We start from the raw sequence: 11816 nt of genomic DNA, 5'->3' as shown, positions 1-11816 counted from the left end.
GGTCCGCCCCCCACCATCGGTCCGCCCCCCACCATCGGTCCGCACCCACCATCGGTCCGCACCCACCATCGGTCCGCACCCACCATGATGGGAGTCCGTACCCAGCTGGTGATCAGCCCTTGGCCTGGGCCGCGCGCTGCGCGTTGTAGCGCTCGCCGACGATCGACACTTCATCCAGCGCCTGCGCGATGCGTTGCAGTTCCTCCGGCGCAAGTTGCAGGTCGACCGCGCCCAGGTTTTCTTCCAGGCGATGGACCTTGGTGGTGCCCGGGATCGGCACGATCCACGGCGCCTGCGCCAGCAGCCAGGCCAGCGCCACCTGTGCCGGGGTCGCGCCACGCGCCGCAGCAATCGTGCCGATGCGATCCACCAGCGCCTGGTTGGCACGACGCGCCTCCACTTCGAAGCGCGGCACGGTGTTGCGGAAGTCGTTGGCATCGAAGGTGGTGTCGGCGTTGATCGCGCCGGTCAGGAAGCCACGGCCCAGTGGGCTGAACGGCACGAAGCCGATGCCCAGCTCCTGCAGGGTCGGCAGCAGCTCGTGCTCCGGTTCGCGCCACCACAGCGAGTACTCGCTCTGCACGGCGGCGACCGGCTGCACCGCATGCGCACGACGCACGGTGGCGGCGCTGGCCTCGGACAGGCCAAAGTGGCCGACCTTGCCTTCGGCGATCAGGTCGCGCACGGTACCGGCCACATCTTCGATCGGCACGTTCGGGTCGACGCGGTGCTGGTAGAACAGGTCGATATGGTCGGTGCGCAGGCGCTTGAGGCTGGCTTCGGCCACCGCGCGGATGTTCTCCGGGCGGCTGTCCAGGCCGGTATCGACGCGCGCGTCCTTGAAGCCGAACTTGGTGGCGATCACCAGCCTGTCGCGGTATGGCGCCAGCGCCTCGCCGAGCAGATCTTCGTTGGTGTAGGGGCCGTACACTTCGGCGGTGTCGAAGAAGGTCACGCCGCGCTCGACGGCGGCGTGCAGCAGGGCGATGCCCTGGCTGCGCTCCACCGGTTGGCCGTAGCCATGGCTCAGGCCCATGCAGCCCAGGCCGAGGGCGGAAACCTTCAGGCCGCTGCGGCCGAGTTCACGTGTCTGCATCGTCGTGCTCCAGAGGGGGAGCGCTGACGATACGCCTGCACTGCCGGTGGATTGAACCGACTGGATGGCAGTCGGTCATGACTGGAATTCATCAATCCGGTCACGACCGATGCCAGCCGGGTCACCGGATCTCGGAAATCTCCACGCCATCCAGCCCCTGCGACAGGGTACGCGCGTCGCCGCCCTGGCTGAGCTTGATGCGCAGGCGTACTTCGTTCTGCGAATCGGCGTAGCGCAGCGCGTCCTCGTAGCTGATCTCGCCGGCCTGGTACAGCTCGAACAGGCTCTGGTCGAAGGTCTTCATGCCCAGCTGGACCGAGTCCTTCATCACTTCCTTCAGCTTGTGGATCTCGCCGTCGCGGATGTAGTCCTGCACCAGCGGCGTGCCCAGCAGGATCTCCATCGCCACCTTGCGCGAGCGGCCATCGGGCGACGGCACCAGCTGCTGCGCGACCACGCCCTTGAGGTTCAGCGACAGGTCCATCAGCAGCTGGTTGCGGCGGTCTTCCGGGAAGAAGTTGACGATGCGGTCCATCGCCTGGTTGGCGTTGTTCGCATGCAGGGTGCACAGCACCAGGTGGCCGGTTTCGGCGAACGCGATGGCGTGGTCCATGCCTTCGCGGGTACGCACTTCGCCGATCATGATCACGTCCGGCGCCTGGCGCAGGGTGTTCTTCAGCGCCGCTTCCCAGCTGTCGGTATCGATGCCGACTTCGCGCTGGGTGATGATGCAGCCTTCGTGCTTGTGCACGAATTCGATCGGGTCTTCGATGGTGATGATGTGGCCGGTCGAGTTCTGGTTGCGGTAACCGATCATCGCCGCCAGCGAGGTCGATTTACCGGTACCGGTGGCACCGACGAACAGGATGATGCCGCGCTTGGTCATCGCCAGCGTCTTGATGATCGGCGGCAGGCTCAGTTCTTCCACGGTCGGGATGCGCGTCTCGATGCGACGCAGCACCATGCCGACCTGGTTGCGCTGGTAGAAGCAGCTGACACGGAAGCGACCGACGCCGGACAGGCCGATGGCGAAGTTGCATTCGTGGGTCTTCTCGAATTCCTCGCGCTGCGCCGGGGTCATCACGTTGAGGACCAGGTCGCGGCTCTGCTGCGGCGTGAGCGGGGTCTGCGTGATCGGCGAGATCTTGCCGTTGACCTTCATCGCCGGCGGCATGCCGGCCGTGATGAACAGGTCCGAGGCGCGCTGGTGCGCCATCAGCTTGAGGAACGAAGTGAAATCGATGGTGGTCGCGGTGGTGTTCACGGCGGGCTCCCAATGGGGCATGTACCAGGAAACGGTCGGTGGAGGAAACGGCACGGGTACGGCGGCGCACTGGCGCACGCCGCCCCGTTGCGGCCCCGCCTTACTCGAACAGGCGCTTGTCCTTGGCGTACTCGCGGGCCTGGTTGCGGGTGATCAGGCTGCGCTTGACCAGGTCCTGCAGGTGCTGGTCCAGGGTCATCATGCCGTACTGCTGGCCGGTCTGGATGGCCGAGTACATCTGCGCCACCTTGTCCTCGCGGATCAGGTTGCGGATGGCCGGGGTGCCGACCATGATTTCCCATGCCGCGGTACGGCCGCCGCCCACCTTCTTCAGCAGCGCCTGCGAGATCACCGCGCGCAGCGACTCGGACAACATCGAACGCACCATCGGCTTTTCGCCGGCCGGGAACACGTCGATGATGCGGTCGATGGTCTTGGCCGCCGAGCTGGTGTGCAGGGTGCCGAACACCAGGTGGCCCGTTTCCGCGGCGGTCAGCGCCAGGCGGATGGTTTCCAGGTCGCGCAACTCGCCGACCAGGATGATGTCCGGGTCCTCACGCAGTGCCGAGCGCAGTGCTTCATTGAAGCCATGCGTGTCGCGGTGCACCTCGCGCTGGTTGATCAGGCACTTCTGCGAGGTATGCACGAATTCGATCGGATCCTCGACGGTGAGGATGTGGCCGTATTCGTTCTTGTTGATGTAGTCGATCATCGCCGCCAGCGTGGTCGACTTGCCCGAACCGGTCGGGCCTGTCACCAGGATCAGGCCCTGCGGCTGCTGGATCACCTCGCGGAACAGCGGCGGGCAGGCCAGGTCCTCGAGGGTGAGCACCTCGGACGGAATGGTACGGAACACCGCACCGGCGCCGCGGTTCTGGTTGAACGCATTCACACGGAAGCGCGCCAGCGACGGAATCTCGAAGGAGAAGTCCACTTCGAGGAATTCCTCGTAATCGCGGCGCTGCTTGTCGGACATGATGTCGTACACCAGCGCGTGGACCTGCTTGTGGTCCAGGGCTGGAATGTTGATCCGGCGAACGTCGCCGTCCACGCGGATCATCGGCGGCAGGCCTGCGGACAGATGCAGGTCGGACGCTTTGTTCTTTACGGAAAACGCCAGCAGTTCGGCGATATCCATGAGCGGCTACTCCCCAATAACGGCTTCGACTGGAAGGATCTTTCCCCGGGCGGCAGTATAGCCTCCTGATTCAACGGAACGCGTTACGTGGCCACTCCCCTGCCCCAGATCCTGAGCAACCTGCATGCTGCCGCCGAGGCGGCCGGCCGGCCCGATCCGCGCCTGCTGGCCGTTTCCAAGACCCAACCGGCCGAGGCCGTGGCCGCGCTGGCCGCACAGGGCCAGCATGCCTTCGGCGAGAACTATGTGCAGGAAGCGCTGGCCAAGATGCAGGCGCTGCAGCACCTGGCGCTGGAGTGGCACCTGATCGGCCACCTGCAGTCGAACAAGGCCGATGCCGTGGCCACCCATTTCGACTGGGTGCAGAGCGTGGACCGGCCCAAGCTGGTGACGGCGCTGGCGCGCCATCGCCCGGCCGCGCGCGGCCCGCTGAACGTGCTGATCCAGGTCAACATCGACGATGAGTCCAGCAAGCACGGCTGTGCGCCGGAGGCCGTGGACGCATTGGTCGCCGCGATTGCCGCCGAGCCCCAGCTGCGCCTGCGCGGCCTGATGGCGATTCCCGCGCCATGGCCCGAGGCCGAGCGCCGTCGGGATGCGTTCGTGCGCATGCGCACCCTTTTCCAGTCGCTGGCCGCCCAGCACGCGCAGGTCGACACCCTGTCGATGGGCATGAGCAGCGACTACGCCGAAGCCATCGCCGAGGGCGCCACCCTGGTGCGCATCGGCACCGCCCTGTTCGGCGCGCGCCCGCGCCCGGCCTGATTTTCCAAGGAGACTTCCATGGCAGCTGATTCCATCACCTTCATCGGCGGCGGCAACATGGCGCGCAGCCTGATCGCCGGCCTGATCCGCCAGGGCGTGCCGGCCGCGCACATCCACGTGGCCGAACCGGTGGCCGCACTGCGCGGATCGCTGGCCACCGATTTCGGCGTGCAGGTACACGAAAACGCCGCCGATGCCGCCACACAGGGCCGCACCTGGCTGCTGGCAGTAAAGCCGCAGGTACTGCGCGAGGTCTGCCAGTCGCTGCAGGCACTGGCGCAGGCGAATCGGCCGTTGGTGGTATCCATTGCCGCTGGCATCACCAGCGCGCAGCTGGAACGCTGGCTGGGTGGCAACCTGCCGGTGGTGCGTGCAATGCCCAACACGCCCGCCCTGCTCGGCGCCGGCGTGACCGGCCTGTTCGCCACGCCGTCGGTGGATGCTAAGCAGCACGCGCAGGCCGAACAGGTATTGGCCAGTGCCGGCCGTACCGTGTGGATCGAGCGCGAGGCGCTGATGGATTCGGTCACTGCCGTGTCCGGTAGCGGGCCGGCCTACGTGTTCCTGCTGGCCGAAGCAATGGAAGCGGCGGGCATCGCCCAGGGCCTGCCGGCCGACGCCGCGCGCACGCTGGTGGTGCAGACCCTGCTGGGTGCATCGCGCATGCTTGATGAGGCCGGTGAAAGCCCGGCCGAGCTGCGCCGTCGCGTGACCTCGCCCAACGGCACCACCCAGGCTGCAATCGAGAGCTTCCAGGCCGGCGGTTTCGAGGCGCTGGTGGATACCGCGCTGCGCGCCGCGCAGGTGCGCGGGCAGGAACTGTCTGCGGCGAATGATTGATCTCCTGGGGTCAGATCCCTTTGCCGAGGCAAAGGGATCTGACCCCATCCCCCCCGATGATCACCGTCCCAACGTGGCCATGACGAAATCGACGAAGCACTGCAGCCGCGGGCGCGGCCGTCGATCCGGCAGGTAGATCAGGTTCATCGGCCGCGGTTCGGGCAGGTAGTCGCGCAGCAACGGCTTCAACCGCCCGGCCGCGATCTCGCCAGCCAGCAGGGCTGTCGGCTGCAGCACCAGCCCTGCTCCGGCCACGGCAGCCTCGCGCAGCGCAAGGCCGTCGTTGCAGGCCAGCCGCGCCTCCCAATCCACCTGTTCCCCGTTGGCCAGCTGCCAGCCATGGCCACCACGCCAGGCCAGATGGCTGAGGCAGTCGTGTCCCGCCAGATCCGCCGGCGTGCGCGGCATGCCGCGCCGACGCAGGTAGGAAGGCGCCGCGCACAGGCTCATCGCGTAGGGCGGCAACGGCCGCGCCACCACTTCCTGTGACGGCAGCGGCCCGACCCGGATCGCCACGTCGAAGCCATCCTCGATCAGGTCCACGCGACGGTTGCTCAGGTCCAGTTCGATGTCCAGCAACGGCTGCTCACGCAATAGCCCGGACAGTACCGGCGCCAGCACGCAGCTGCCCCAGGTGGTCGGCGCGCTGACCCGCAGCAGGCCACGTGGCTGCACCTGCAGGCCGGCGACATCGGCCTCGGCCTGCTGCACCTGCTCCAGCACCTGCCGACAGCCGGCCAGGTAGGCGCTGCCGGCCTCGGTCAGGCGCTGGCGGCGGGTGTTCCGTTGCAGCAACGCGGTCCCCAGGTGGGACTCCAGCTGCTGGATGTACTTGCCCACCATCACCGCCGAAACCTGCAGCTGTTCGGCGGCGCCGGCGAAGCTGCCACGCTCGGCCACGGCAATGAAGGCCCGCATGCATCGAAGGGTATCCATTACTAATCCAGAGTTAGGGATCTGCGAAGCATGCGCAGCTTACCTAACCCGGATGTGAGGGCGCAGACTGCGCGCATCCCCCTCTCGCAAGGAACGGCCATGAAGATCCTCCTCGTCGGTGCCAGCGGCACCCTGGGCCAGGCAGTCGCCCGCCAGCTCGGCCAGCAGCATCAGATCCTCGCCGCCGGCCGCCGCAGCGGCGAGCTGCGCGTGGACCTGACCGATGACGCCAGTGTCGCCGAGCTGTTCGCGCGTACCGGCCCGGTCGATGCCGTGGTCTCCACCGCCGGCAAGCTGCACTTTGGCCCGCTGCAGGAGATGACGCCCGAGCAGTTCAACCTTGGACTACAGGACAAACTACTGGGCCAGGTGCGGCTGGCACTGGCCGCGCAACACCATCTCAGCGCCGGCGGTTCGATCACCCTGACCAGCGGCATCGTCAGCGCACAGCCCATCCGCGATGGCGCCAACGCCACCTCGGTGAATGCCGCGCTGGAAGGCTTCGTGCGTGCAGCCGCCTTGGAACTGCTGCCACGCGGCCTGCGCATCAACGTGGTCAGCCCCAACGTGCTGATCGAATCGATGGCCGCCTACGCGCCCTACTTCCCCGGCTTTGAAGCGGTGAGCGCACAGCGCGCGGCACTGGCCTTCCAGCGTGCGGTGGAAGGCATCCAGAGCGGCGAGACGATCACGGTCTGGTAAGAAAAAGGGGACGGAGGGGATTAAGTCGTTTGTGCACTTGCGACTTAATCCCCTCCGTCCCCTTTTTCACTCCCAGCGCATCGGGCCGTCGCCGCGTTCGCCGAGGACGTCGCCCGGGTTGGCCAGGCGGCAGCGCTGCAGCGAAAGGCAGCCACAGCCAATGCAGCCGGTCAGTTCATCGCGCAGCAGCTGCAGCATGTGGATGCGCTCTTCCAGCTCGGTGCGCCAGCGCGCGGAAAGCTTGGCCCAGTCGGCCTTGGTTGGCGCGCGGCCTTCGGGCAGGCTCTCGAAGGCACGGCCGACCGCTTCCAGCGGCATGCCGACCCGCTGTGCCACACGAATCACCGCCAGCCGGCGCAGCACATCGCGACTGTAACGGCGCTGGTTGCCCGAGGTGCGCAGGCTGCTGATCAGCCCCTTGCGCTCGTAGAAATGCAGCGCGGAAACCGCCACGCCACTGCGCTCGGCGACTTCGCCCACGCTCAGCTCCTGGGACACCATTGCTTGACCTCAACCGTTGTTGAGGTGTCATGCTGCTATCTTCGCCGCTTGTTGACAAGCGCGGCCCGCACCTGACCCGTATGACCCCGAGCGTACCTCCCGCCGGCACCATCGCGCCGGCCGATACTTCGATCCTGTCCCCGCGCTACCGCACCACCACCGCCGGCATGGTGGCGCTGGTCGCGCTGCACGCCTTCGAGGCACTGGCGGTGGCTGCCGCCATGCCCACCGTGGCCGAGGCGCTGGACGGCCTGCGCCTGTATGCACTGGCGTTCGGCGGCACCCTGGCCACCAGCGTGATCGGCATGACCCTGGCCGGTCGCTGGGCCGACCGCCAGGGCCCGGCACGGCCACTGTGGTATGGCCTGGCCTGCTTCGTGCTGGGCCTGTTGCTGGCTGGTTTCGCAATGCGCATGGGCACGCTGGTAGCGGGGCGCCTGCTGCAAGGCCTGGGTGCGGGCGCGATTTCGGTCTCGCTGTACGTGATGGTTGGCCGCAGCTATCCCGAGCACCTGCGACCGAAGGTGTTCGCGGCGTTCTCTGCTGGCTGGGTGGTGCCCTCGATGGTCGGCCCGGCACTGAGCGGCCTGATCGTGCAGCACCTCGGTTGGCGCTGGGTGTTCCTGGCGGTGCCGCTGCTGGCCGTCCCGGCCGCACTGCTGCTGCGCCCGGCGCTGGCGCGCATGCAGTCCCCCGATGCGGTCGGCAACGATGGCGAGCGCAGCAACGTGGTGCGCTGGGCCAGTGGTGCCTCGCTGGCCGCGCTGCTGCTCTACGTCGGTGGCCAGCAACAGGGCATGGCCGCCCTGCCCTGCATCGGTGTGGCGATGCTGGCGCTGCTGTTCTGCGTGCACCGGCTGCTGCCGGCCGGAACACTGGTCCTGCGCCGCGGCCTGCCCAGCGTGATCGCGCTGCGCGGCATCGCTGCAGCGGCCTTCTTCGCCTGCGAGGCCTATCTGCCGCTGTTGCTGCAGCGCGAACGTGGACTCTCGCCCAGCTGGGCCGGCGCGGTGCTCAGCCTCGGTGCGCTGGGCTGGTTCGCGGGCTCCTGGCTGCAGGGCCACCAGCAGCGCGGCTGGTCACGGCAGCAGCTGTTGCGCGTTGGCACGGCGATGATGACGGTCGGCATCGCCGCAACGCTGGCAGTGCTGTTCAAGCGGATGCCATTGCCGGTCGCGCTGGTTGGCTGGGCCGTGACCGGTTTCGGCATGGGCATGATCTACGCCAGCCTGTCGGTGCTGACCCTGTCGCTGTCAGCGCCGCATGAGCAGGGCACCAATACCTCTGCCCTGCAGCTGAGCGAGGCGTTGTCGGTGGCCACCGCGCTGGCGGTTTCCGGCGCGCTGTTCGCCATGTTCGTGGAAAGCGCGCCGCACACGGGCTACCTGCTGTGCCTGGCGATCACCTGCGGGCTGGCCGTGCTGGCTACGGTGATCGCACGGCGGGTGTAGGGGCCCAGCATTGCGCTTCCGCCGGGCACGACCCGGCGAGCGTAGCGGTCAGGGATTTGCAGCGGCCCCCGTGTCATCGATGTCCCGGTGCAGGATGCGCCGCACTTCCAGCACCGCCTGCGGGGTTTCCTGCACGCTGTGGCCGGAAATGATCACCTTCTCCGACAGCGCGCCCTGCAGGTGCGCGCTCCAGTACGGCACCAGCCCATCATCGGACTTCTCCACTGGCAGCTCCGGCTTGCGCTGGGCGATGATCGAGTGGTACTTCAGGCCTGCTTCGATCGGCAACTGCGCGGTGGCCTTCACGAACGGATCGCTGGCCTTGAGGTTGTCGATGCTGTTGGGGATCTTCGGCTTGGCGGTACCGTCGACCTGCTGCTCGGCCTGCGCCAGCGCCATGAACACATCCTCGAACTTGCCAAGGATGGTCAGTGGCAGCCGCACCAGGCGACCGATCAGGCGACCGACCTTGTTACCGGCGATATCGGTGCCCTGGTGCGGCGCGGCGATGAAGATCGCGCGCTCCACGTTGGGCTGTGCCTTGAAGTGCAGCAGCGGCCCCAGCTTGGTCTGCACGCGCTTCAGGCGCTCGCCCTTCAGATCGTAATTGGCCAGCAGGTCGTTCCACAGTACATCACCGGAGTTGCTCACCAGCAGCCGGGCCAGCACACCGCCCATGCTGTGGCCGATGTAGACCATGTCCTTCGACGCACGCGTGCTGCCGTTGGGGTCGAAATGCTTGAGCGTGTCGTTGAACGCGTTGGCGATCTCGTAGCGGTTCAACGCGATCGGGGCATTGGTGGGGTAGTAGACCTGCCACACCTGGAACTGCTGGCGCAGCTCGGGATCGCCCATGATCTCGTTGGCCAGGTTCACCCACGCTTCCGGGCTGCTGGCCAGGCCATGCAGCATGAAGATGATGCGGCGGTTCGGGTCCCACGGCTGCATCAGGTAGATGTGGGGTTCGCCGATGCCTTCGCTCATGCCGAACAGCGTCCGCAGTGACTGCCGGGCGAAGCCACTCTGCGCCAGCCACAGGCCGTAAGCCGCGGTGAAGTTGCCGGCCAGCGGCACCTGTTCTCCATGCAGGGTGATGCGCTCGGTGGCTTCCGGCGAATAGGCATCGAGCTCGACCCGGCGCGTGCGCATCACGTCTTCGAGACTGCTGCCCTCGAACCGCAACAGCGCTGTGACGTTGATCGAGGACATCTCACTGAACTCGGGCACCGAATCATCATGGCGATGGCGGCGGCCACGGCGCTCGTCGCCCTCGTCGTCCTGCGTGGTTTCGGCCTTCGGGCCATCCGGTGCGATCACCGGCGCAACCAGCTTGGGCGGATCCATCACCATCACCAGCTCGGCACCGAAGCCATCGCGGCGATAGGTACTGCGCAGGCCGACGAAGCTGACCGTGCCGGCCGGCACCAGCTGCGCAGGAATGCTCTTCAGGTTCAACTGCTGGTAGTTGGAGGCCAGCGACCAGCTGCCGACCGTGAGCGGTTTCGTATAGTCCTCGCCCGCCAGCGCAGCGGCGCGTGCGCGCACGAACAGCACCACTGCCGCCTTCTCGGCCGCGTAGTTGTAGTAGTCGCGCACCTGCGTCTGCCGGTCTTCGAAGGCGCGGTCGGACGGCGAACGCCCGCTGTAGAACAGGTAGGCATAGGCATAGCGCGCGGCTTCCAGCCAGGCGTCCAGCGCTGCATCGCTCATCGGCGGATCGCCGGCGGTGGTCTTCTTCGGCGTCAGCGCCAGTGCAGCCTTCACCCACAGCTCGGACAGCGCCGACAGCCGCTGCTCGACATTGAGGTCATCAGTCATCAGCAGCGTGCTGCGGCAGACCAGGAAGTCCTTCTCGCACTGCGATTCGTCCAGGCCCGCCGCGCTGAGCGTTTCACGCGCGGCCGGGCTGAGCTTGCCAGTGTTGAGCACGTCGGCACGCTTGTTGACCAGCGAATCACTGGACGTGACCTGCTTGACGGTCACCATCGCGCAGCCGCTGCTGCCCAGCAGCAGGAAGGCGGCGAACAACACCGGCAGCGCGCGCTGCCAGCGGATCAGGAAGAGTCGGGTCATTACTGCGGGTCCTGCTCGGTACCAGGCACGCCCTGGCGGATCACGGTGGAAAAGTGGTCGCCGCTACCCTGGTCCAGCGCACGCTGGGTGATGCGGCCCTTGTCATGCAGCTCGGCGTACGGCACACCCGGAGCGAGCGCACCGACCTCCTGCGCGTACTCGGCCAGGTAGCCGGACAGCAGCAGGCGGTAGTCCAGCGGCAGGCGCGGCGCAATGTGCCGGGCCAGGTCGAAGACGATGGTGGTGCAGTTGCTGGTGAGCGTGTTGTAGAAGCCCGGCTTCGCATCCAGCTCACGCGCCTGCGCGATGTAGGCGGTGAACAGTTCCTTCAGCTGCGCGCGGTCCATGCCATGCAGGCGGTACAGGTAGACATCCTCGCCGCGCGCGTTGGTACGGGTGCGGATGATATCGGTCTCTTCCGAGGCCACCAGGGTCATCTCGAACTTGCGGAAGAAGCCACCCAGCGCCGAGAACGATTCGCCACGCTCCTTGCGGATCTCCAGCGAGAACACCACGTGGCGGCCATCCTCGAAACCGAATGAGATGAGGGTGTGGGCAATCGCCGGCCCCATCCAGTACGACAGCACCAGGTCGGCCGAGCGCAGCTGGTCCAGATCGTACTCGCGGCGTACCCAGCGCGCGTCGTAGTCGGTTTCGCTGCGCCAGCTGAAGTCGCGCACGTTGTCCAGCACCACATGGCGGCCATCGAAGGACACCACATGCAGGCGCTGGGCCACGTCATCGGCCCATATGCGGTCCTGGCGAGGGGTCAGCAGCAGCCACCACAGGCCGGCCAGTGCCAGCGATGCACCGAACGCCAGGCCCAGGCGGCACGAGGCGCGGCCCCGCGCGACCCGCCATGACGCCCACAGCGCAACCAGCAGCCACAGCCCGGCGACGCCGTTGGCCAGCCAACCCGGCCCCGGCATCTGATAGGCCAACAGCCCGGTCACCCACAGCGCTGCCAGCGCCATGGCACTTCCTGTCATCCAACGTCCTGCGGCTTTCACTGGCATCCTGGTGCGGTCCCGAAGCCGCATAGTTAGCCAC

General features: G+C 67.1%; 11 protein-coding genes. 4 read left to right on the top strand and 7 right to left on the bottom strand.

Annotation, left to right across the window (positions count from 1 at the left end; genetic code table 11):
* Positions 1-112 precede the first annotated feature (112 nt).
* The 3 genes from B9Y82_RS03155 to B9Y82_RS03145 form a co-directional block, all read right to left on the bottom strand.
* Positions 113-1096, bottom strand: a complete 984-nt coding sequence (locus tag B9Y82_RS03155; protein ID WP_100471496.1) for an aldo/keto reductase — start codon at positions 1094-1096, stop codon at positions 113-115.
* Between the two features lie 121 nt (positions 1097-1217).
* On the bottom strand, positions 1218-2381 hold the full coding sequence (locus B9Y82_RS03150; RefSeq protein ID WP_049400675.1) for a PilT/PilU family type 4a pilus ATPase: 1164 nt from the start codon (positions 2379-2381) through the stop codon (positions 1218-1220).
* Positions 2382-2460: 79 nt separating this feature from the next.
* Positions 2461-3498: a type IV pilus twitching motility protein PilT gene (locus B9Y82_RS03145; protein ID WP_004147099.1), complete on the bottom strand. Its 1038-nt coding sequence runs from the start codon at positions 3496-3498 to the stop codon at positions 2461-2463.
* An 87-nt stretch (positions 3499-3585) separates the two neighbouring features.
* On the opposite strand from B9Y82_RS03145, the gene B9Y82_RS03140 reads away from it, so the two are divergent.
* Complete coding sequence (locus tag B9Y82_RS03140; RefSeq protein ID WP_100471495.1) at positions 3586-4263, top strand: YggS family pyridoxal phosphate-dependent enzyme; 678 nt, start codon at positions 3586-3588, stop codon at positions 4261-4263.
* A gap of 18 nt (positions 4264-4281) precedes the next feature.
* Positions 4282-5103, top strand: a complete 822-nt coding sequence (proC, locus tag B9Y82_RS03135) for a pyrroline-5-carboxylate reductase (protein WP_100471494.1) — start codon at positions 4282-4284, stop codon at positions 5101-5103.
* Between the two features lie 60 nt (positions 5104-5163).
* Here proC and B9Y82_RS03130 read toward each other — a convergent pair whose 3' ends face one another.
* On the bottom strand, positions 5164-6039 hold the full coding sequence (locus B9Y82_RS03130; protein WP_100471493.1) for a LysR family transcriptional regulator: 876 nt from the start codon (positions 6037-6039) through the stop codon (positions 5164-5166).
* 99 nt (positions 6040-6138) lie between these two features.
* On the opposite strand from B9Y82_RS03130, the gene B9Y82_RS03125 reads away from it, so the two are divergent.
* The gene (locus tag B9Y82_RS03125; RefSeq protein WP_088024857.1) at positions 6139-6741 is read left to right on the top strand and encodes a short chain dehydrogenase; all 603 of its coding nucleotides are present in this window, start codon (positions 6139-6141) and stop codon (positions 6739-6741) included.
* A gap of 66 nt (positions 6742-6807) precedes the next feature.
* Here the strand turns inward: B9Y82_RS03125 and soxR are convergent, their stop codons facing one another.
* Positions 6808-7242: a redox-sensitive transcriptional activator SoxR gene (soxR, locus tag B9Y82_RS03120; protein WP_088024856.1), complete on the bottom strand. Its 435-nt coding sequence runs from the start codon at positions 7240-7242 to the stop codon at positions 6808-6810.
* Between the two features lie 29 nt (positions 7243-7271).
* Here soxR and B9Y82_RS03115 point away from each other — a divergent pair, with 29 nt between their 5' ends.
* On the top strand, positions 7272-8693 hold the full coding sequence (locus tag B9Y82_RS03115) for an MFS transporter (RefSeq protein ID WP_100471492.1): 1422 nt from the start codon (positions 7272-7274) through the stop codon (positions 8691-8693).
* 48 nt (positions 8694-8741) lie between these two features.
* Here B9Y82_RS03115 and B9Y82_RS03110 read toward each other — a convergent pair whose 3' ends face one another.
* Together B9Y82_RS03110 and B9Y82_RS03105 are read right to left on the bottom strand one after the other, a co-directional pair.
* Complete coding sequence (locus B9Y82_RS03110; RefSeq protein WP_100471491.1) at positions 8742-10766, bottom strand: esterase/lipase family protein; 2025 nt, start codon at positions 10764-10766, stop codon at positions 8742-8744.
* Positions 10766-11740 (bottom strand): DUF4105 domain-containing protein, encoded by a 975-nt coding sequence (locus tag B9Y82_RS03105; RefSeq protein ID WP_100471490.1) that lies wholly within the window; start codon positions 11738-11740, stop codon positions 10766-10768. Before B9Y82_RS03105 ends, B9Y82_RS03110 begins: the two co-directional genes overlap by 1 nt.
* Positions 11741-11816 lie beyond the last annotated feature (76 nt).

Origin of the sequence: Stenotrophomonas maltophilia (genome assembly GCF_002799155.1) — a bacterium.
GTDB classification, from domain to species: domain Bacteria; phylum Pseudomonadota; class Gammaproteobacteria; order Xanthomonadales; family Xanthomonadaceae; genus Stenotrophomonas; species Stenotrophomonas maltophilia_R.
The sequence above is the reverse complement of the archived record's forward strand: the minus strand, read 5'-3'. Positions and strand labels throughout refer to the sequence as shown.